17 protein-coding genes and 6 pseudogenes are annotated in these 22521 nt (G+C 34.3%); 16 read left to right on the forward strand and 7 right to left on the reverse strand.

What is annotated here, in order from left to right:
• The first annotated feature begins 18 nt into the window (after window positions 1-18).
• Window positions 19-828 (forward strand): class I SAM-dependent methyltransferase, encoded by an 810-nt coding sequence (locus TERY_RS00395; RefSeq protein ID WP_213960079.1) that lies wholly within the window; start codon window positions 19-21, stop codon window positions 826-828.
• 14 nt (window positions 829-842) lie between these two features.
• Here TERY_RS00395 and TERY_RS00400 read toward each other — a convergent pair whose 3' ends face one another.
• Window positions 843-2144, reverse strand: coding sequence for an APC family permease (locus TERY_RS00400; protein WP_011610000.1), 1302 nt, complete (start codon window positions 2142-2144; stop codon window positions 843-845).
• A 187-nt stretch (window positions 2145-2331) separates the two neighbouring features.
• On the opposite strand from TERY_RS00400, the gene TERY_RS31965 reads away from it, so the two are divergent.
• The 4 genes and pseudogenes from TERY_RS31965 to TERY_RS00410 all read left to right on the forward strand — a co-directional run bounded on the left by TERY_RS31965 (window position 2332) and on the right by TERY_RS00410 (window position 7400).
• Window positions 2332-2451 carry a hypothetical protein gene (locus TERY_RS31965; RefSeq protein WP_155994204.1) on the forward strand — a complete coding sequence of 40 codons (120 nt, stop codon included), beginning with the start codon at window positions 2332-2334 and terminating at the stop codon, window positions 2449-2451.
• 59 nt (window positions 2452-2510) lie between these two features.
• Window positions 2511-3465: pseudogene (locus tag TERY_RS24545) on the forward strand (IS5 family transposase).
• A 49-nt stretch (window positions 3466-3514) separates the two neighbouring features.
• A pseudogene (locus tag TERY_RS35800) lies at window positions 3515-3818 on the forward strand (IS5/IS1182 family transposase); the annotation flags it as partial.
• A 795-nt stretch (window positions 3819-4613) separates the two neighbouring features.
• On the forward strand, window positions 4614-7400 hold the full coding sequence (locus tag TERY_RS00410) for a Calx-beta domain-containing protein (RefSeq protein ID WP_011610001.1): 2787 nt from the start codon (window positions 4614-4616) through the stop codon (window positions 7398-7400).
• A 314-nt stretch (window positions 7401-7714) separates the two neighbouring features.
• Here the strand turns inward: TERY_RS00410 and TERY_RS24550 are convergent.
• The 3 genes and pseudogenes from TERY_RS24550 to TERY_RS00425 form a co-directional block, all read right to left on the reverse strand.
• A pseudogene (locus TERY_RS24550) lies at window positions 7715-8668 on the reverse strand (IS5 family transposase).
• Window positions 8669-8996: 328 nt separating this feature from the next.
• Complete coding sequence (locus TERY_RS00420; protein WP_011610003.1) at window positions 8997-9734, reverse strand: pirin family protein; 738 nt, start codon at window positions 9732-9734, stop codon at window positions 8997-8999.
• Window positions 9735-10250: 516 nt separating this feature from the next.
• Window positions 10251-11156 (reverse strand): vitamin K epoxide reductase family protein, encoded by a 906-nt coding sequence (locus TERY_RS00425; RefSeq protein WP_011610004.1) that lies wholly within the window; start codon window positions 11154-11156, stop codon window positions 10251-10253.
• Window positions 11157-11587: 431 nt separating this feature from the next.
• On the opposite strand from TERY_RS00425, the gene TERY_RS34280 reads away from it, so the two are divergent.
• From TERY_RS34280 to TERY_RS29565, 4 genes are all read left to right on the forward strand, one after another.
• Window positions 11588-11728, forward strand: coding sequence for a hypothetical protein (locus TERY_RS34280; RefSeq protein WP_196797180.1), 141 nt, complete (start codon window positions 11588-11590; stop codon window positions 11726-11728).
• 292 nt (window positions 11729-12020) lie between these two features.
• Window positions 12021-12149, forward strand: a complete 129-nt coding sequence (locus TERY_RS35805; RefSeq protein WP_370496325.1) for a hypothetical protein — start codon at window positions 12021-12023, stop codon at window positions 12147-12149.
• A 466-nt stretch (window positions 12150-12615) separates the two neighbouring features.
• A complete protein-coding gene (locus TERY_RS29560; RefSeq protein ID WP_011611143.1) occupies window positions 12616-12849 on the forward strand; it encodes a hypothetical protein in 234 nt (77 codons plus the stop codon).
• Window positions 12850-13165: 316 nt separating this feature from the next.
• Window positions 13166-13525, forward strand: a complete 360-nt coding sequence (locus TERY_RS29565) for a hypothetical protein (protein ID WP_011611144.1) — start codon at window positions 13166-13168, stop codon at window positions 13523-13525.
• A 756-nt stretch (window positions 13526-14281) separates the two neighbouring features.
• Here TERY_RS29565 and TERY_RS35810 read toward each other — a convergent pair.
• Window positions 14282-14524: pseudogene (locus tag TERY_RS35810) on the reverse strand (hypothetical protein); the annotation flags it as partial.
• A 979-nt stretch (window positions 14525-15503) separates the two neighbouring features.
• On the opposite strand from TERY_RS35810, the gene TERY_RS00435 reads away from it, so the two are divergent.
• The 3 genes from TERY_RS00435 to TERY_RS00440 all read left to right on the forward strand — a co-directional run bounded on the left by TERY_RS00435 (window position 15504) and on the right by TERY_RS00440 (window position 17408).
• The gene (locus tag TERY_RS00435; protein WP_011610005.1) at window positions 15504-15767 is read left to right on the forward strand and encodes a hypothetical protein; all 264 of its coding nucleotides are present in this window, start codon (window positions 15504-15506) and stop codon (window positions 15765-15767) included.
• Between the two features lie 541 nt (window positions 15768-16308).
• Window positions 16309-16437 (forward strand): hypothetical protein, encoded by a 129-nt coding sequence (locus TERY_RS35815; protein WP_370496328.1) that lies wholly within the window; start codon window positions 16309-16311, stop codon window positions 16435-16437.
• A gap of 56 nt (window positions 16438-16493) precedes the next feature.
• The gene (locus TERY_RS00440; RefSeq protein WP_011610006.1) at window positions 16494-17408 is read left to right on the forward strand and encodes a DUF4922 domain-containing protein; all 915 of its coding nucleotides are present in this window, start codon (window positions 16494-16496) and stop codon (window positions 17406-17408) included.
• Window positions 17409-18066: 658 nt separating this feature from the next.
• Here the strand turns inward: TERY_RS00440 and TERY_RS00445 are convergent.
• A complete protein-coding gene (locus TERY_RS00445) occupies window positions 18067-19038 on the reverse strand; it encodes a protochlorophyllide reductase (protein WP_011610007.1) in 972 nt (323 codons plus the stop codon).
• A gap of 572 nt (window positions 19039-19610) precedes the next feature.
• On the opposite strand from TERY_RS00445, the gene TERY_RS26815 reads away from it, so the two are divergent.
• Both TERY_RS26815 and TERY_RS00450 read left to right on the forward strand, forming a co-directional pair.
• On the forward strand, window positions 19611-19925 hold the full coding sequence (locus tag TERY_RS26815) for a transposase (RefSeq protein WP_011611338.1): 315 nt from the start codon (window positions 19611-19613) through the stop codon (window positions 19923-19925).
• Window positions 19867-20130: a transposase gene (locus TERY_RS00450; protein WP_081432368.1), complete on the forward strand. Its 264-nt coding sequence runs from the start codon at window positions 19867-19869 to the stop codon at window positions 20128-20130. Before TERY_RS26815 ends, TERY_RS00450 begins: the two co-directional genes overlap by 59 nt.
• A 37-nt stretch (window positions 20131-20167) precedes the next feature.
• Here the strand turns inward: TERY_RS00450 and TERY_RS29570 are convergent.
• Window positions 20168-20894, reverse strand: a pseudogene (locus tag TERY_RS29570) (IS1 family transposase).
• 209 nt (window positions 20895-21103) lie between these two features.
• Between TERY_RS29570 and TERY_RS35820 the strand changes: the two are divergent.
• Window positions 21104-21452, forward strand: a pseudogene (locus tag TERY_RS35820) (transposase); the annotation flags it as partial.
• A 707-nt stretch (window positions 21453-22159) separates the two neighbouring features.
• Window positions 22160-22288, forward strand: coding sequence for a hypothetical protein (locus TERY_RS35825; protein WP_370496331.1), 129 nt, complete (start codon window positions 22160-22162; stop codon window positions 22286-22288).
• Window positions 22289-22521 lie beyond the last annotated feature (233 nt).

Genomic DNA, 22521 nt, shown 5'->3' on the forward strand with positions numbered 1-22521 from the left:
CTGGATGAGCAAGAATATATGGAAGGACAAATTGCTTTTCGCAGTCAGCAAAATGAACAAGAGATGATGCTTGAAGCTACATTTCAAACTATAAAAAAATATAAGTCTTCACAAGAAAACTACAGTATCCTTAGTATAGGTTGTGGCAGTGGACTTTTTGAAAAACCTTTTTTAACAGAGCTCCTTGAGTTGAATAAATCTGTTCATTTTGTGGGAGTAGACTCAAACAAATTAGGATGTATAAAAATCAAAGAATGGTGTCAGGAACTTAGTAAATTTAAAGTGGATAAATTTAGATATCAAATTCATCCAGTTGAGTTTGAAAAATTTGAATCATCCCCAACTTTTGATATTATCCTATTAATTCATTCATTTTACTATTTTTCAGAAATAGAATCCTCTTTCCAGAAAATTTATGAACTTCTTGGAGAAGAAGGGATAGTAATTATTGCAATAGCTGTAAAAACAGAATTAAAGGAGCCTAGTTACTATGTAAATCAGCGACTTGATCAAAAGCAAACAGTTTGGAGCCACGATTTATATCAATTCTTTTCTGAACACCATATTTCTTTTCATAAAGAAGTTATAAACTCTTCAGTAAATATTGCACAATGTTTTCAGAAAGATTCTCAATTGGGTAGACATTTATTAGATTTTATAGTTAGTGCTAAGACGAGATATTTTTCTCCTTCACAATTAAAAGTATTGCTGGATTATTTGAGTAGCAATTCAAAAGAGTTGGAGGACGGAAAAATTATGATTCCAAGTTCTGTAAGCCTTTATTATTTTCAAAAGAAAAAGGAAGAAGAAGTCAAGAAAGGAACTTGAGAAAAATTGTGAATCTAATCAGTTATAAATCTATGAATCAAACTATGCCAAATTAAACCAATAAGAATTAATCCTAAACCTACTAACCAAATTTGCTTTTCTACCCAAAAAGCTAAAAATAAACAAGAAGCTAAACCTAGCCAACCTAACCATTTAGGATAAAGTCTTTCTTCTGGAGAAAGGTGGAGGGCAGCAAAATTAGTAATAGCATAATAAATTAATACATTAAAAGCACTAAAAGACCAAGTAGTTTTCACATCTCCAATTAAAACTAAACAAGCGATCGCTACTCCTACTATTACTACAGCTATATAAGGTGTAGTTTGCCCACTATCCAACCTAGCAACAACTTTAGGTACATCTCGTCGCCTCCCCATTGCTAACAAAACCCGCGACAACCCCAAAATCAGATTTAGCAGTACTCCCAACATTGCCGTAATAGCACCAATAGCAATTAACTTAGGAATAACAGGAATACCCAAACCTCCCACTTTAGCAATAACTTCTAAAGGTGCAACTAGACTTACATCTGCCTGAGATAATTTTTGAATTACTTCTTGACCCGCAAATACACTAACTATAGCGGTAGATATGTATAATACACAGGTAAAAATCATAGTTAGAGCGATCGCTCTAGGAATAGTACGTCGTGGTTCCTTTACTTCCTCGCCCAAAGTGGCAATACGACCATAACCAGTATAAGCGACAAACATTAAAGCAGTGGCTTGCAGTAAAGATGCTATAGGTTTATCCCCTGGAAAGAAAGGCATTAAATTCTTCCCTTCAGAGAAGACCACTTGAGGTACCCCTGCCAGAATAAACAGAACTAGAGAAAATAAGGTAATAGAAACAATAATAATATTAGTAACATTAGAACGACGAATTCCGCTTAACACAACTATAGTTAATACAACCACCGCAGTTAAAGCAGTCAATACTAACCAAGTGTTATTATTCACACCAAAAGCATTAAGGAAATAACCAGCAAAACCTAAAGCAGCAGTAGCAGCAGAAGCACTTTTAGCGAATAGAAACATCCATCCGGCAATAAAACCCAACCAATTATTTAGATATTTGTAACCATATTCATAAGTACCCCCACTCACGGGATGGTTTGCCGCTAACTGGGCACTATTAAAAGCATTGCAGGTAGCAACAACACCAGCTACCGCTACTGCAATAATTACCGACGGACCTGCAATGCTAGCAGCAATACCAATACTGACAAATACTCCGGTACCAAGAATGGAACCATTACCCATGAGGGTAGCGCCAAACACGCCAATTTCTCGCCGAAGTTGAGGTGTAGATGCCATTTAATTTTTAATTTTTATCGGCTTTGTTGTATAAAGATAGAAAATATGGTAACAATAAGCGTGTGGCACAAGAAACCTATAGTAAGGGTAGAGATGAGTAAGTCCAAGTCCAAGTCTAAGTACCTCTTCAGCAACTGGTCGTAGGTCTGATGCGTCCCTAAGACAGAGAGGGAGCCTCACATTTTGGTTGAATGATGAAGTCATAGAGCAGTGGGTAAATCAACAAAAAACTGGACGTAGGGGGGCATCAAATACCTATAGCAATACGGCCATTGAATTTATGGTCACTATAGGCTTTGTTGTATAAAGATAGAAAATATGGTAACAATAAGCGTGTGGCACAAGAAACCTATAGTAAGGGTAGAGATGAGTAAGTCCAAGTCCAAGTCTAAGTACCTCTTCAGCAACTGGTCGTAGGTCTGATGCGTCCCTAAGACAGAGAGGGAGCCTCACATTTTGGTTGAATGATGAAGTCATAGAGCAGTGGGTAAATCAACAAAAAACTGGACGTAGGGGGGCATCAAATACCTATAGCAATACGGCCATTGAATTTATGGTCACTATACAATCATTGTTTGGTCTGGCCGGACGACAGACTGAAGGTTTTGTCGAATCTATATTTCAATTGATGGACTTAGATTTACCAGTACCAGACCATAGCACTGTATCCCGTCCCTTGCTCAAACTGAATATCCAACTGCCAGTTATACCAACTAATGAAACTATTCCGTACAGTAGTAGACTCTACAGGGGTGAAAGTTTACGGAGAAGGTGAATGGAAAACAAAAGTTCATGGTGTCAGTAAACGGCGTACATGGGGTAAATTACACCTAGGAGTAAATGAGGCTAAAGGAGAGATTGTCAGTGGAGTAGTGACTACCAATGATGTCAGTGATTCACAAGCATTTTCTGAACTTGAGAAATGGAGTAGATGGGGAAATAGCCCAAGTATCAGGAGATGGAGCAGAGCACAAGTATAAATGTTACGGGAAAGCTAACCAACTAGGAGCAAAAGTAACAATTCCACCCAGGAAAAATGCAGTAATAGGTCAACACGGCAACTGCAAATGCCCACCTCATCCCAGAGATGAAAACCTCAGAAGAATCAGAAAGGTAGGACGCCAAAAATGGAAGCATGAAAGTGGTTACCATCGGCGTTCTCTATGAGAAACCACAATGTTTAGACTCAAAGTGAGCTTTGGAGGTCAGTTACGACGAGGAAAATTCGAAAGCCCAAGCAGTAGAGTTGTTCATACAATGTGCCATGCTGAACCGTATGATTCAAACAGGTAAACCCAAAAGTCACAAAGTGAAAATCTAGTTAACTTCCTGATGGAAGTTTTTGGCGATCACTACTTTCATGCAACAAAGCCATTCCACCCAGGAAAAATGCAGTAATAGGTCAACACGGCAACTGCAAATGCCCACCTCATCCCAGAGATGAAAACCTCAGAAGAATCAGAAAGGTAGGACGCCAAAAATGGAAGCATGAAAGTGGTTACCATCGGCGTTCTCTATCAGAAACCACAATGTTTAGACTCAAAGTGAGCTTTGGAGGTCAGTTACGACGAGGAAAATTTGAAAGCCCAAGCAGTAGAGTTGTTCATACAATGTGCCATGCTGAACCGTATGATTCAAACAGGTAAACCCAAAAGTCACAAAGTGAAAATCTAGTTAACTTCCTGATGGAAGTTTTTGGCGATCACTACTTTCATGCAACAAAGCCCAATAATGGCATAAATATATTATTGGGAAAAATATAAATTTTTAACTATAACGATTTGCTGATATAACTGAAAGCATTATTAGGTAATATTAACAGCAGCTAAAGTTGAGAATATAAATTTTCTCATCTTGATATTGCTGAAAGCTTTCATTGCCAATATTTATACCTAGGATTTTCGCGGTCTAGTTAAACAAGAAATAATCCTTTAATATTTATTTGCAGTAAATGTTGATGGTGATGGAAATATAGATTTTCTGAGTGCTTAAAGCTCTGAAAAAAAATCGCCTTGTACCTCAACAATAGCAGCAATAACTTTACATCAAAGATGATTTGTACTAATACTAATGGTAGCCCTTCAGTCTTTGGAGTATAATATTTGGAGACAATGATGAGCAAATTTTGATCCTTGGCCAAAGAGACGATAGCATCTACGATGGTAGTCGTGATCAGGAACGAGATCATAAAGGAAACGATTCTAAAATCATAAATATAAGTTTATATAAGTTTCATCAAAGTTTATCAGTCTATTTGAGTTATCTTTAATTATACTAAGAACAAAATCAATAATAAGTAGGTCACTTTTGAAATTTGTCGCTATATAACAAAATGTAAGTTCACCTCAAATCAACTGTGTAGATGAGCTTGAATTTAGTATACAAATATTAATATAGCTCGGTTGGTTGATAGCTATTTACTTAATATTATAATAGAATAAGTATCTTTTCTAAAAAGTCAAACTAATAATGTTAGAATTTTTATTTACAGATAACAGCGATCTCTCGCCAATATCTGATGTATTGAATGGAGTAAATACTCAACCGGACCCAATTAAGCTACAAGAAGTAACTTTACAAACTGAGTCAAAAAGTACCAATTTTGAGGTTGATAAATATAATGTAGAAACTGCTTTTATTCCTGATAAATATCAAACACATTTAGATAAAACTTTATTTACAGAACCAGAAATTCTTAGTAAAGAATTAACAGAAAAATCTGTTGTTTTGAAGTATGCTAGTCAAAGCCAAAAAGACCCCCTAACAGGAGTAGAAGATGGAGAACAATTAGTAGGAAAATCCATAACTCAAGAACCACCTTTACTATTTACTGAAGTTTCTGAAAAAGGAAAGGTAAAAAGAAACTTTAAAAATTCACCTATAATTCGTCAGCGACTAGTTGAGTTAGACTTTAATCTTCTAGATAACACAGATGAATCTGACAAAATTATCAGATTAAACTTATTTTCAGATGTTACTCTAGATGTCAAACTTGGGAAAGTAAAAAGTTCGCCAAATCAGCAAGATTGGGTAAGAACGGGTAAAGTTATAGGAGTCGAAAATAGTCAAGTTATTTTGATTAGTAGTAAAGATGAAAATAATATTTTAGGAGAAATTAGACTGGACTACATAGAGCCAGGAAAACAAGATCAATTTTATGAAGTTCGTTCTACAGACTCAGATAAATTTGTAGTCAATCAACTAGAAAATCCTTCTTTCTATCATTGTTATATTTGTGGTGGTATTCATGAAATATCCAACCATCAAAATAACGAATCAAATTTAGAAGATAACCTTGGCAATGGCCATTTTGATAGTGTTTTTAATAAAAAAGTCCTAAGAAAAACATCCCTATTATCTAGTAACAAAAAAATCAACGGTTTATTAACTAAAACACTTTGGGATACAGAAGAAGAAAATATAATTACTTATAGTTTTTTCTCAGAGCAAGCAATTAATTCATATTATGGAAGAGAAAATCCATTACCAGTAACTGACCCTATTAAAATAAATGTCAAAGATATTTTTAATCTCTTTGAACAATATATAGATGTTAGGTTTCAAGAAGTAGGAGATACAGCAGATAACTACGGTCAAATACGAATAATGTTATCCAATGGACCATTACAAAATGAATCCCGTGGTTATGCATATCAACCACCAGGTACATCAGAAAATCCTGCTGATGGAGATATACATTTATCATCTGTTTATCAAGACGAATACGAGGATGTTCCCGGAAGTTATGGTTATATAACTATCGCCCATGAAATAGGTCATGCTTTAGGCTTAAAACATCCTGGTAATTATAGTCCTGGAGAACGAGCTCCTTTCTTATCTTATGCTCAAGATAACAATACTAATACCATGATGACCTACATTGGTTTAGGTGGTTTAAATCAATATTCTACGACACCAATGACTTATGATATTCAAAGTTTACAATATTTATATGGTAGAAATAACAACTTTAATGCTGAAAATACAACTTATTCATTTGATAGGGTTTATGGATTTTTTGATGGTAATCAATATTTAGGCAGTTCTGACACAGAAACAAAACTAACCCTGTGGGATGGGGGTGGCTTTGATACTATCGATCTATCGAAACTTCCCGATTTAGAATTAGCAGATTTTACTTATGATTATCGCATAGATTTAAGAGAGGGTGGGTTAATTACTACTACTGATGCTTATAACCAACATGAATATATTGCATTTCAAGATACTAGTGGTAAGAAATATAAGACTTCTACTTCCGGTACGGCGATCGCTTATGGTGCAGTTATGGAAAATCTAATTAATTCTCGTGGAGATGATTTGATTTATGCTAATAATGCAGCCAATAAATTTAGTGGTTATACACCAGGAAAATATACCGGAAATGATAAAATTTTCAGGACAAATCAAAAGGATGTTTTAGACTTGTCAGAATATAGTAGTTCCCAAGTTAAGAGAAGGCGAAAGAAGAAAGATTTAATCCTTGACTTAGGTGAAGAAAATGGTTCAATTACTATTTCTAATTATTATGGAGTTAAAGCAAAAAAACGGATTGAGATATTGTATGAGAAACCAACTAAACCAGAAATTACTATCAACGATATTACTGTAAATGAGGGTAATAGTGGAACACAAAGACCACAATTTACAGTCAATCTTAGTGAACCTAGTGAAAGCACCGTAAGAGTTAATTTTGTTACCGTAAATAATAGAGCTAAAGCAGGTTCAGATTATCGACGTCGTAATGGCACTATTACTTTTAAACCAGGTCAAACCACAAAACAAATTACTGTACCTGTTTTAGGAGATACTGTTGATGAGTTTAATGAGAAATTCTTTGTCAAACTTAGGAAACCCCGAAATGCTACTATTGCAGATAATAAAGGTGTTGCAACTATTAAAAATGATGACTTAACAACTATTTCTATTAGTGATGCTAAAGTCACCGAAGGTGATAGTGATGAGAACAACGGTAGCTTTCAAGTAACTCTTGACCAAAAAAGTCCGAGGACAGTAAAAGTAGATTATGAAACTAAAGATAGTACAGCTATCAATGGTTCAGACTATCGTTCTAAAACAGGTACGATAAAATTCAAACCTGGTCAGACAAAGAAAATAATTCAAATACCTATTATTGGTGACGAAAAAGTTGAAAAACAGGAATATTTTTGGGTGGAATTAAGTAATTCTCAAAATGCAGACATAGACAATAAAAACCGTGCTGGTTTAGGAACTATTCAAGACAATGATGAATAGCATTTCTCAAAAACTTTTCTAATTGGCACTTTAATTAGGATACCCACTCCTAACCTCAAGCCTAGTGGGGGAGTGGGGAACTAAGAGAATAGGTGTAGGGACGGTTGCATAAGGGCATCTATACAACAGAAGAATAATTAATACACTTCTGGGGTAATAATTATCACAAAGGTGATCGTAGTCTGTTGTTAATTACTTTCATATTTGATGTGTTAACCTAAATATAGGATGATTTTAGGAGATTGGTTTAATAAATTAAAGTGGCTTTGTTGCATGAAAGTAGTGATCGCCAAAAACTTCCATCAGGAAGTTAACTAGATTTTCACTTTGTGACTTTTGGGTTTACCTGTTTGAATCATACGGTTCAGCATGGCACATTGTATGAACAACTCTACTGCTTGGGCTTTCGAATTTTCCTCCTCGTAACTGACCTCCAAAGCTCACTTTGAGTCTAAACATTGTGGTTTCTCATAGAGAACGCCGATGGTAACCACTTTCATGCTTCCATTTTTGGCGTCCTACCTTTCTGATTCTTCTGAGGTTTTCATCTCTGGGATGAGGTGGGCATTTGCAGTTGCCGTGTTGACCTATTACTGCATTTTTCCTGGGTGGAATTGTTACTTTTGCTCCTAGTTGGTTAGCTTTCTCGTAACATTTATACTTGTGATCTGCTCCATCTCCTGATACTTGGGCTATTTCCCCATCTACTCATTTCTCAAGTTCAGAAAATGCTTGTGAATCACTGACATCATTGGTAGTCACTACTCCACTGACAATCTCTCCTGTAGCCTCATTTACTCCTAGGTGTAATTTACGCCATGTACGCCGTTTACTGACACCATGAACTTTTGTTTTCCATTCACCTTCTCCGTAAACTTTCACCCCTGTAGAGTCTACTACTGTACGGAATAGTTTCATTAGTTGGTATAACTGGCAGTTGGATATTCAGTTTGAGCAAGCGACGGGATACAGTGCTATGGTCTGGTACTGGTAAATCTAAGTCCATCAATTGAAATATAGATTCGACAAAACCTTCAGTCTGTCGTCCGGCCAGACCAAACAATGATTGTATAGTGACCATAAATTCAATGGCCGTATTGCTATAGGTATTTGATGCCCCCCTACGTCCAGTTTTTTGTTGATTTACCCACTGCTCTATGACTTCATCATTCAACCAAAATGTGAGGCTCCCTCTCTGTCTTAGGGACGCATCAGACCTACGACCAGTTGCTGAAGAGGTACTTAGACTTGGACTTGGACTTACTCATCTCTACCCTTACTATAGGTTTCTTGTGCCACACGCTTATTGTTACCATATTTTCTATCTTTATACAACAAAGCCATAACGGACCAAAAATTGAGAGGCAATTTTTCCAACTACCTCCTAGTTAATTCCTATTTAGACCTAGGTCTGTTCCATGCAACCTCCCTACCTACTCTTAAGTTCTGAGTTCTAACCTTACTCATAAAACTTTTTCACTCAAGCATAATTAGGACAATAAAGCCCGCTTCTTGTTTGGATATTTAAGTTCTGAACCACATCTTTTCTTTTTTCAAACCCTAATAATTCAAACTTAGTCTACCAATTTACATCAATTATGGCAAATCAAATAAAAGAATTTCTCCATTGGACTTAGTTGAAATAGAAATATTTTGGATTTCACTTAAAGCAACACCATCTCCAGCGTTGAGAGATAATTTGTTATTAGTATCTACTTCAATATCTACTTCCCCACGAGCCACTTGCACCCATCCATAACGGTTATCTTTAAAAGAATAAGAAATGCGATCGCCCTCTCTCAAAACACTTGCAAATAAATCCACATCTTGATTAACTTTTAGTGCGCCATCCCTACCATCTACAGCAACTACTAAGTTTAACTTACCAGAGTTTTTTTCTATATTAAAAGAGCTTTGATGATATACTGGTTTTACAGCATTAGCCTTTGGCAGTAGCCATATTTGTAAAAAATGAACATTTTCTGATGTTGAGCGGTTATATTCACTGTGCATAATTCCTGTACCTGCACTCATGTGTTGTACATCTCCAGGAGATAATACACCACCTTGACCTATAGTATCTTTATGTTCTAATGATCCTTCTAAGACATAAGTAATAATTTCCATATCTCGATGTCCATGAGTTCCGAAACCATTACCAGGAGTAACCGTATCTTCATTAATTACTCTGAGGCAACGAAAACCCATGTGTTTGGGATCAAAATAATTTGCAAAAGAAAATGTATGCTTAGTATTGAGCCAACCATGATTTGCGCCTCCTCTTTCTGTACCTTTTCGTACTTTAACCTTTTCTACCTCTTGTAGTTGAACCATTTTTACTAACTCCTGTAAACTTTGATGATTTTTACCTAGATTAAATTGTAGCTATTGATCCTTAGTTTATCCTTAATTTTAACTAATAAAAAAAATTAATAAATAATTGGATCAAGTTGATAAAATTATGTGATTATCTACATTTTATTACTTTTTAAGGATATCGCAAATAGTTTCAAACTGTAAATATCAAATAATTTTTTGAAACTATTGTATTGTCAAATTTTTTCCTGGATACAATTGAGCCTTATAACTTTGGTGAAACACTCTAAGCACCCAAAAATCATTGAGTTTGCTGATTAATTATCAAAAAATTGGCTGATATTGGCGAATACCTTTTTGAGTCAAAAAAAGAGTAAGCTTTTAGGTCCAAAAGCTCACATAAATTGGCATTTTAGAGTGATTATGGCAGACAAATCAAGGGACAAGTATATCCCACTGCTTTATCTATAATTTTTATTTATCCTTACTTTTGACTATTCTTTTAACTATACATGCTTTTTAAGTAACACTTAATTAAGGATTATTAAAGTTAATCGATCCTTGATAGCCAGATAACTTGGCTAAATTCTCTAAAGAAATTACACCCTCCTCAAGCTGACCGTCAATATCCCAACTTGGATATGCCCTAATACCTGCTGCCACACATAGCTGGGTTTGAGAATTTTGGCCTTTAGGATCGCACTCAATATAGTTGAGTTTACTAACAGCTTCTTTACCAAATAACTGCTTCTGATCCTGACAATGACTGCACCAATAAGCACCATACATCTTTGCACCTACTTTTGTTAAATGTTCTGCTAATGCGACTTTTGTCGGAGTAGAAGTAGTCGTAACCCCAGAAGCACCTGGTTTCTCAGCAGCGGGGCTATGAATTGGAGCATAAACTGCAAATGTTCCTACGATAGTAATCATCCCCACAATAATAGCAGTAAAGATTAACTGTCCAATATCTTCCCAATTACGACCAATTAGTGCCAAGATAAGTAGAGATAGGGAACAAATAGCTGAACTAATACAGTAAAGACAGAGAGATTTAATCTCAAATGCCATGATGTACATCAGGTAGCTACTGAAGATGGTCATAGATACGCTACCTACAAATATTAATAACCAACTCCAGTTTTCTAGTTTTGAGCGTAATTCCTTTTGAGAATCTGGGTTAATTAACCAAGGTGCGATCGCTGTTGTTCCCATACCAGCATAAGCTAAAAAGCCAAACAGAGCTAAAGGTAAGCCTAAAACAATAGCGTAGGGACTTTCAAGGACTTTATCACAACCAGTCACAGGGCAAACAACTGTTCCCCCTGTTAATTTTTCTATAGTAAGATAAGCTGTAATTGTAGCACCTACTGCTGTAATACCAGCAATAATAAAACGTGAATTACGATGAATCCAGGGTTTAGAGCGTTTACTAACCATTGGTATCTCCTATTTAATGTAGTTTCTCTTGATCCTATTGGCTCTCTGGGTGAACTGAAAAGTCTATTTAGAGAGCTCTATAGTAAAATATTTTATCTATAATTGATTAAACGTATATATTTTATTGCTCTTAATTTACCAATTCACTTCAATACTGACTCTTGATCAAAAAAGCTATTGAGCATTTTTTTATTTCTTAATAATTGAAGCATAACCTCAGTACATTATTATTACATAATTATTGGTATAACAGTATATCATACTAAAAAACAATAAAACTGGTATTTCTGTATAGTAATGGTAAGATATTAGATATTTAGAACAATAAAATTCAGTTTGTACTAGATGAATTGTCCTAAATGCCAGTCTACTAAAATTATAAAGTATCGGCATACTCACCCATCGGTTACCTCGCTCCCGTTGTCCCCACGATGAGCCGACAATTTGTGGAATATCCTAGCAGAACGTCTATTGATGAGGCTACAAGAATATTAATTGATAAAATATTGCCAGATCCATTCGCATTGGCTGCAATTCCCTATGGGATGCTACGGAAAGGCCAGAATTACTAGTGTTTTCCCACTTATGGCTACAGATGTATGTAAATAATAAATATGAGCAAGCTCAACAAATAGGAAGTTGATGTTACAAAAAAAACAGGCAAATTGACAACTTATAAGGAGGAAATATGCTCTTACGTCGGGTATAAAGCTAATAAGAAATGGATTTTGCATGCTTAAGATATTAGCGATCGCTCAATCTTAGTCCCATATATTGGCGCAAGTTATCAAGTACGACAGCTACATTGCTCTAGACAATTAGCTCAAGGTTTTTGGGAGTCATTACCTTCAGTATATCGTCAATGTGCCGTTTGCTATAAAGATTTTGGGGGGCAACTCTGAGGAAGTTCTACCTTCAAGGCGACATCAAGCTGTCGGTAAGGAAACAGGTAAAAATAGCTATATAGAAAGACTTAACAATCTCACGGGGTGACAAGCTAGTTGAAAGCTATATATAGAAAGGAATTTGTGTTCGGGAACTGAAGAATATTTCAACAAAAAGAAAACGCTTATTGGACTGGGAAGGGGTGTAGTGCGAGCGCTCTGCGCTCGCACTACACCCCCTACCCATGGTTGATTATTTATTCATTACAACATTAAAAAAAACTGTTAAAAATATGATAAAAAAGGGTTAATAATTACAAAAAAAAAAGAAGAAAAAGTGAATATATTAGGCTTTTATCAAGACCATATTAAGCAAAAGTTGAGTCCATCTCAAGTAGTAACATTACAAATATTATTATACTTAATTTCAGTACATAAAACTGTACAAATATCAAAGCTAACCAATTATTTTCAGCTACCAATTAAATCAGAAAGTAAGCGAAAACTTATGCGAAAGATTTTTAACCCTAAAGGAATTAAGTTTACCTATATTTTGGTTCCCTTTAGTCAAAATAATGGTAAAAAATCTCTTCAGCTTTACCTCAGAGTTAGTGTTGATTTTAGACCGCACTCAGTGGCAAAATATTAATATTTTAATGATAACTGTAGCTTGGAAAAAGACAGCTTTACCTATATATTGGAAGATTTTATCTCATAAAGGAGCTAGTAATTTAACCGAACAAAAATCAGTAATTCGCCCTGTATTAAAATTATTGAAAGCACACAAAATAATTCTCACAGCACCCTAGAATTCCACAGTATTTTCCTGTGCCATTGGTTGAAAGAATATAAAAAAAAAGACGTATATTTTGTCTTAAGACAAAAAAATCAACTATGATAAAACGAGGGAGAAAATATTGTCAACTCTCAGAGTTAAAAGTAAATATCGGTGAATCCCAACTATTATTGAATCAAAAAATTACCAAAATTTTGAAGGTAGGAACATATAATTTACTTGTATATAAAAGACAGAAATATCGTCACAATTCTGTTTCAGAGAAATGGTATATTCTCTCCAATTTATCATAGTAATGTGGAAAAGTTAAAAAAATATATAGCCAGAGAATGGCTATAGAAGCCATGTTTAAGGATTATAAAACTGGTGGTTATAATCTAGAATCAGCAAAAGCCAACGAAACTAGACTTAATAATCTAATTTTATTAATAGCTATTTCATACACAGTTAGTTCATTTAAAGGACAAGAAATTAAAAACAAAGGAGTTCAAGAATATATATCAAGAACTAATGAAAGAGGTAGAAAAGAAAGAAGAAACAGTAGTTTTTGCTTAGGGTTATCTAGTATTTATTGGGCAATAAATGATGATTTAATGTGGAAATTAGTAGAAAATTTAATGAGCCTTAATCCTCATAAATTACTATATTATCGCAGGGGAATAAAAGCGATGAATAAAGTGGTTAATTAGACTGTAATTTTTGATTAAAAATTAATTAATAAAGTTAAGTTTTTTCATGATATTATTCTACTGCACAACTTGAATTATTATTCAACCCAGTTAGGGGGTGTAGTGCGAGCGCTCTGCGCTCGCACTACACCCCCTTCCCAGTCCAATAAGGATTTTTTTTTATTGAATTATTCCTCAGCTCCTGAAGGTAAATCCCTTTATATATATAGCTTTCAACTGGCTTGTCACCCCGTGAGCTTAACAATACAATGCAACATGGAAAAGGAAGTTTATAGGGAAAACATTATCCTTTTCTAAAAAGTTAAGTAATCACATTTGAGTTATATAAAAACTTATATATCATTACAATAATACAATTTGTACTTGACCATTACTATGTAAAACTACTAAAAAACTTTGCTACACTTAGGTTTTATATTTATAAATACTATTTATTGACATAATTTTATTTTTACCTAAATTATATAATCTTTATATTTATTTTTAATACTTTCTAAGTGTAACATTTTTTTTGAAAAATAATATTAAGTAGTTATACAAAATTTATTGCGCATTTATACAAACTAAATTCTTAGCTTGCTTGTGATTTTAAATAATTAGAGTGATCTGAAAAAAACTAAAGGTATTTACTTAAGTGTTGCTCAAATCAAACAGCTCAGGTGCATCTCAATTAAGGGATAAGTAATTGTATTCAAGAAGAGAGAATGCTCAAGCCACTGCGTTAATTTACTAGTAAACTTGAACTATAAAGCATTGTTATTTTTGGGGTTTGGCGATCGCATTTATACAACATGAAAATCCAGCAGCAAAAGCACCATTAAGATAAGCACAATGATGCTGGAGTATAAGGGAAACATTTTTTCGTGACCATTGTGCCCCTGGCAATTTAACCCGTAACCCAGTTTATTTGACTAGAAGTTCAATTAATCCTAAACCTATTGAATTTCCTGTTGCTTTCCTGGCTTGGTAGTTAATAATGACAGATTGATGCTTTCTCAAGTTAAGTCAAGTCATTTCTAGTAACAACTCTTTTATTGTCTCTTTTTTTTCTCTCTGTTTTCTTGAGTATAATTATTATACCTCATTTTTGAGTATAATTATTGATCGCTTAATTGAGATACATCCAACAGCTATCCTTAGATTGAACAATTTATTCTTTGATATTTTGAGATCAATATTGTGTTTATACAGTTCTTTATTTGCAACTCAAATCTGACATTTTGCATCAGGATTAGTTGTATAATTGCTTACTTTTTCTAAGTAAATAACTAAATTAATTAAGGTCGAGTTTATGTGACAAATTAGTAAAAATTGGTATGAGATAAAGATGATTAAAGCCTATATTGTTGTTAAGAAAAATCAGTAGTAGATTAGTTATCTATTAAGTTAGGATTTTTGAGGAATTATTTTAATGCTTTGTTATAAATATATAGATTAATAAGTACGCTATATAGATCCTACTTTGGTAAGTCTTTATCTTGATTGAATCGGTCTTCATATTGGTTAAGCATTCAGCTATTAGCGTTTAAATCTTAGCTTTTTAATAAATGAACCATTTAAGTATATTAAATGTCATAAAACTGACATTCAAGAGTTATTATTGAACCATTATTTATTGCAAATTAAATGTTTATTATTTCAGAATATAGATAATTTTGATATAAATAGTCATTTTAAACCCTTGACAATTCAAGTATATAAAGGTAAAATATTATTCACAATCATGATAAAATTAAAAACCTAATTATATCATAAAAATTATTTTTTTTATTGAAAATCAGAGATTTGTAATTAATATTAATTTATTCAATTTTTAACTAAGAATTTATACTTAAAAAAAACAAATTATGTTCACAAAAAATTAATAAAAAGCTGTAAATAGTATTGTATTTAACAATAAAAAATATTCATTTAGAGATATAAAAAGAATATAGATAGTAATTAACGATCTAAACAGCAAAAAAATCAGGAGATTACAGTGAAAAGTTATTTTATCCTCTCTGCATTAGCTTGTCTAGGTATCTTCTTACAAGCAGGATCAGCTAATGATCAGTATAATTGCGATTTTAAATACAAAATAGGTAATAATGATTGGGTTCAAGATAGTGCCAGTGGAACAACTCGTTCTTTAGCCAAAGTTTCAGTTGCAGCTTTTCTAGAAAACAAAGAATCTCAAGCGAATAGTTCTGGCCAAGATTTTGAGTCAGCTCAATTATTTTGTAATGATATACTAAAGGATTAATCTAAACATTGTAATTGGGGAAATTAAAATTCTAGCTATGAGATAGCTTTCCAGCTTCAAATAGTTGTTGAAATTTGGGTAATAAAGTGAATTCATTTCACAATTAAGTTTCTATGCCCTGCCAAAAATTGAAATTAATACTTCCAAAGTAGTTCCTATTAACAGTACTTTAACATTTATAAAAACGCGAAAATGCTTATTCTTACTAAGCATTGGGGGCACGAAAATACGCAACTATTGCTACGAATGGCTCAAACCTAGATAGGTCATAGAACAGGTTAATCAAATTTCAAACCTATATATAAAGCTTTGATGCTATTTTTAGCATATTTTTCCTCAAATTTTTACTCAAAGTATTAAATAGGAGTTCCCATTGAAAAACGGGAACTTTTTTTTAGTTCTCAAAACTTAAGGCATTGACTGCCATAACACTAAATCTTTTGGTTAGGACTGGAGAATTTGGCTTGTAAGGGAATAGGAAACAGGAAATAGAGAACAGATAAATATCCTAAGGTATTTGCGTAGTGCTATATAATTACTTTTGAATGCATCGCTTTTTGACTTGCATCGCCAAACATTGGTTAATTCTGTTTCCGGAAAATTAAAGTCGGAAAAACTCACTTCATTAATTACTTTTGAATGGGTGGGTTCCCCTTTTAGGGAAGAATAGGAAGGTTGAATTGTGACTGGCGCATAGCGCTATAATATGATATCCAAAATTTAATTATGTCCGAAAATCAACTTTTATTAGCATCAGGTACTCTCACAGAAAGACTCAAACAACAAACTAAATATGCTCTCTATTGTGGCGCACTCCAACCGATACCCACAGAATATGAATTTGTGGAACAGGATAATATTCGCTTTGTGGTGCGCATTTTGTCTAATTTATCGGGTAAAGAGCAAGCTAGAAAACAGCAGGAAAAAAATATTATTGTTACTGGCCAAGATTTTAACCCTTTTCTACCTTATGAGAAAGACTTATTTGTTGCAGACATCTCTACAACTCATCTGTGTCTGTTGAATAAATATAATGTTGTTGATTATCATTTACTTATTGTTACTAGAGAATTTGAGGAACAAGAAAGTTTACTTAATTTGCAAGATTTTCAAGCTTTGGGTAGTTGTATGGGAGAGTTTGAAGGTTTAGCTTTTTATAACGGTGGTAAAACTGCGGGTGCGAGTCAACGTCATAAACATTTGCAGGTAGTTCCTCTTCCTATGATACCTAGTGGAGAGAAAATACCGATAGATAGAGCGATCGCTACTGCTAAGTTTAATAACGGGATAGGTATTACGTCACAATTTCCTTTTAGACACGCTATAGCTAAGTTAGATGTTGCTTGGGTGCATTCTCCGGTTGAGTCTGCTGCTGAAATACTGGAATTTTATTTGACTTTGCTCAAGGCAGTGGGGATAGAAAGTCGTGATGGAATGAATGGGAAACAGTCTGGTCATTATAATCTTTTGGTAACGGGAGAATGGATGTTAGTTGTGCCGCGATCATATGAATATTTTCAGTCTATTTCTGTAAATAGTTTGGGTTTTGCAGGTGCTTTGTTGGTAAAAAACCAGGAACAAATGAATATTATTAAGGAGCAGAAACCTTTAACTATTCTGCGTCATGTTGCTGCTGGGTAATGACAATAATATAGTTTTTTGGGAGGAGTAAAGAAAAGAAAATTATCTTTGAGGAGGCATTCTCAAAATTTCCAGAAGCAATCTTTTTTACAAATATGAGAGACTTCTCCTACAGTATCAAATAACTACCAAATTATTGTCATATCTAATAGACATCTGCGGAAACTAAGTTCTTACCCAGGTATTTCAAAGGCTTTATATTAATTATCGCAGATGTCTAATATAAATCTAGGCAAAACATTTTCACTAGATCATGTTTCAGGTAAGTCTAATATTTCCCATCTTTTACCAGTACGATCAACTACCGGATAGTGCTACATAGTATAGCAAAGTGTGCTGGTATATTGACAATTTTTCTTGATGATGGGTTATTTTAAAGGGTTTGAACTATAAATATGCCTAATCTCACTGCTATCCCACAAATGGTTTGTGATTTAATATAGATGCCTAAGTCCTGAACTTGTGAATATGAAACACAAAAAATTGTGCTATTGCCCTACTACCCTACTTCCTTGCTTCCCTGTTACTATAAAAAAAACGGTGTTGCTGAAAAAGTTATGAAAATGAAAATTGAATGATGAAATAACTTTATTCAATAGTTTGGCAATTACTAAAAAATACAAATCATATCCACCCATCAGCAACGCCTAAAAAAAAACTAACTCAGTCCTACCAACTTAGAACTTAGTTCCCAAAGTTTAATTGCCTTATCATCATCACTGGCTTCATCAGAAACCTCTTGTACAAAAGACTTACGATCCTTCTTTTGACGATTTCCCCAGCTCCAATAGATGCCAGACTCCTTATACTCAGGATCTTTAACCACAGCAGCAACCCTTTCCCCTGCCAAATCTTGAGAAACATATCCTCCAGTAATGTTCTTTTGAAACAGTGGGAACAGTTTTTGGAATAAAGGATAATGATTTCGAAATAGAGGTGTATCTGCCACACATCCAGGATACAGAGAACTAAAAACAATTCCCGTTGATTTGTAATAACGCCGATGCAACTCTCGCATTGTCAACACATTACAGAGTTTGCTATCTTTGTAAGCTTTGCCAGACTTAAATTTCTTAGCGTTAATCATTGAAATAGGAGTTTTGAAACCCTGTTCAAAGCCCTGCAAGTTTCCTAAATCTGGAGGTGCTGGAATCGGGATTTTTCCTCCTAACTCTTTCGGGTTAGCTGTTACAGTTCCTAAAATTACTAATCTTTTATCTTTAGCAGGAGACTTTTTCAAATCCTCTAACATCAAATTACAGAGGAGAAAATGCCCAAGATGATTTGTAGCAACACTTATTTCATATCCATCTATACTCCGCATCGGTTCTTTTAATAATGGCAAATATACTGCAGCATTGCAGACTAAAGCTTCTAGAGACCTACCACTTTCTCTAAAAGTCTTGACAAACCTTTTTACAACTTCTAAACTGGCCAAGTCTAGGTGCATAACAGTGTAACTGTCTTGTGTCATTCCTACTTCTTGGGCAACTTTTTCTGCTTTTGAGATGTCTCGACAGGCCATTACAACATACCATTCACCTGTTTTAGCTAGAGCTTTTGCAGCGTGTAAACCTACCCCTGAGGATGCACCTGTAATTACTACTGTTGATTTATGATTTTCTTTCATTCCCAATGATATTTTGTAAAATTCGATTGACTAATTGCTTTATTTTACAACAGGTTTAGCCAAATCAAAAATCAAATGTGAATCACTAGAATAAATTTATTTTATAGGCTTACTGAAAGAAACTCGGTTGCTAGGACCTTGGACTGAGTTGATAATTTGCGTTATGTAAGCGATATAGTATTAAAATCATCTCAAATAACAATGTACAGGACTTACGCAAGCACGCTATATATAGTTTGCTGTCATATTCAATTATTTATACTATAATTAGTTGTTTTTCGGATACATATCACTTTGAATATATATGATCTAGTGCCAGTAAAAAAGCAAAGTTTTTCCAGGAAAATAGATTACAAATTGTTCAATTAATTTGCTAAAAATCTTTAATTATTAGACAATAATGGGGCTTTGTTGTATAAAGATAGAAAATATGGTAACAATAAGCGTGTGGCACAAGAAACCTATAGTAAGGGTAGAGATGAGTAAGTCCAAGTCCAAGTCTAAGTACCTCTTCAGCAACTGGTCGTAGGTCTGATGCGTCCCTAAGACAGAGAGGGAGCCTCACATTTTGGTTGAATGATGAAGTCATAGAGCAGTGGGTAAATCAACAAAAAACTGGACGTAGGGGGGCATCAAATACCTATAGCAATACGGCCATTGAATTTATGGTCACTATACAATCATTGTTTGGTCTGGCCGGACGACAGACTGAAGGTTTTGTCGAATCTATATTTCAATTGATGGACTTAGATTTACCAGTACCAGACCATAGCACTGTATCCCGTCCCTTGCTCAAACTGAATATCCAACTGCCAGTTATACCAACTAATGAAACTATTCCGTACAGTAGTAGACTCTACAGGGGTGAAAGTTTACGGAGAAGGTGAATGGAAAACAAAAGTTCATGGTGTCAGTAAACGGCGTACATGGGGTAAATTACACCTAGGAGTAAATGAGGCTACAGGAGAGATTGTCAGTGGAGTAGTGACTACCAATGATGTCAGTGATTCACAAGCATTTTCTGAACTTGAGAAATGGAGTAGATGGGGAAATAGCCCAAGTATCAGGAGATGGAGCAGATCACAAGTATAAATGTTACGAGGGTAGTCCTGTATATGTAGTGATAAAATTACAGTGAAGCGATCGCTTCATTATAATGATTAATGAAATACCAAATAGCTCCTAGATGGGACCGAAGCTTTTTAGAAAAGGATAAAGTCTTTCTGACCAACCGAGAAATTCTTTGACGCAAAGTATTATTCAATCTTTCTATATAAGCTGTTAAACCTGAATATTCCCCACTGATTTATGTCTCTCTTCAGGAAAGACAAGCTCGTAAGCTGACCAAAAATCTGTATAACAAACTGCACACGGCCTTAAGACACCGTGGGTTAGAATTCCATAATCTATGCTGCCCCTTTTTCTCCTCTTTCCCCTAAGTAAAAACCCACAATTTCTTTAGTTTCTATATCAATCGCTAACCACAGCCATTGTTTATTATTTTTATTGCCTACAAATGACCACATTTCATCACATTGAATGGTGAGTTTACCTGTTTTTTTTTAGTACATTTAATAGAGCGTGAAACCTCAGCATACTTATTATTGACGTAATTCTGGAGCCATTTTTCTGACACGCCTGTTACACGGGTTATACCAGCTAAACTAATTTTTTCTCTATTTTAATTTATCAATAAGTTCTTTGGTTTCATTACTAATATAATCTCTTTGACTATTTTCGACAAATTGTCTCTGACAATTTTGACATTGATATTTTTGTTTTTTGTTGTGAATAGTCCCATTTTTGACAATATGATTACTGCCACAACTAGGACAGATTAATTTATGAATGGACATCTGAATTATATAGATTTTTTCTTATTACTGTCATAGATAATAGCATACTTTTTTCATGATAGTTGAGTTTAATTCTTGATAGTTTAATGACTGATTATTATGTAGCGATCGCCTAGATAAAAATTTTGAATTATTAAGCATAAAAAACTTAATGTTTTCAAGATTGATGTCAATAACTAATCATTTATATTGGCTTATCACTACATATACAGGACCACCGTTACGAGAAAGCTAACCAACTAGGAGCAAAAGTAACAATTCCACCCAGGAAAAATGCAGTAATAGGTCAACACGGCAACTGCAAATGCCCACCTCATCCCAGAGATGAAAACCTCAGAAGAATCAGAAAGGTAGGACGCCAAAAATGGAAGCATGAAAGTGGTTACCATCAGCGTTCTCTATCAGAAACCACAATGTTTAGACTCAAAGTGAACTTTGGAGGTCAGTTACGACGACGAAAATTCGAAAGCCCAAGCAGTAGAGTTGTTCATACAATGTGCCATGCTGAACCGTATGATTCAAACAGGTAAACCCAAAAGTCACAAAGTGAAAATCTAGTTAACTTCCTGATGGAAGTTTTTGGCGATCACTACTTTCATGCAACAAAGCCGTCCGTTATTCTGCCCAAAAAGCTAATACCAATTTCCATGCATTGATTATAATTTTATTGTAAAACTTTAGTGGTTAAATAATTCATGACTTTTTGACTATTTATAGCTAAGTTAATGCTAATTATGATTATGTTTACTTCTCCTCTACTACTCTACTAACCTACTTTCCTACTCAATAAAATGTAGAAAAGTTTTTGACCAATGGTATAACATCAATGAGCTATGCTCAAGTGACCTGAGTGATTTAGAATGGGAGCCCCTCAAACCTCTTCTACCTAAGCCCAAGGAATTTGGGGTTTGTAACTGTTGGCTAAAATCTGAGATTATCTTTTAAAATCTAAAATTATCTGTTTTATGATACTAGGATTCAAAACTGAATTACACCCCACAAACTAGCAAAAAAGGCTGCTGGCCAAACACGCGGGTGTAGCGCGTCATGCTTACAATTGGGGATTATGGTTAACTAGAAATATCCTTACTCACAATTCCAATAATCCTGATAGTAAACTTAAATTTCCTACTGCAATATACCTGCATAAACTTTTAGTAGCAATAGTTAAACCTAATAACTATTGGTACTATGAAGTATCTAAAACAGCGCCTCAATATGCTTTAAGGCATTTATCCAATGCTTGGAAGGGTTGTTTTAGTAAAGTGTCGGGAGTACCTAAATTTCAGAAAAAAGGTAAAGACGATAGCTTCACTTTAGATGGTTCAATATCAGTAGGTTTTAATCATATCAAACTACCTCGAATAGGATGGATGAAAACTTATGAAGTTTAGATCGATAATGTAACTCCTAAATCTGTAACTATTAGCAGGAAAGCTGATAGATGGTTTGTCAGTTTCAAAGTAGACAGAGAATGTCAAATTACTGAGAAATTGGCAGGTGTAGTTGGTGTAGACTATTGAGTTAAAACTTTGGCAACATTGTCAACAGGGGAAGTGTTTGATGGTGCTAAATCTTACAAAAAGTTAGAGTCTAAACTATCACGACTGCAATATCAATCACAGGC

This window comes from Trichodesmium erythraeum IMS101 (genome assembly GCF_000014265.1).
Taxonomy (GTDB): Bacteria; Cyanobacteriota; Cyanobacteriia; order Cyanobacteriales; family Microcoleaceae; genus Trichodesmium; species Trichodesmium erythraeum.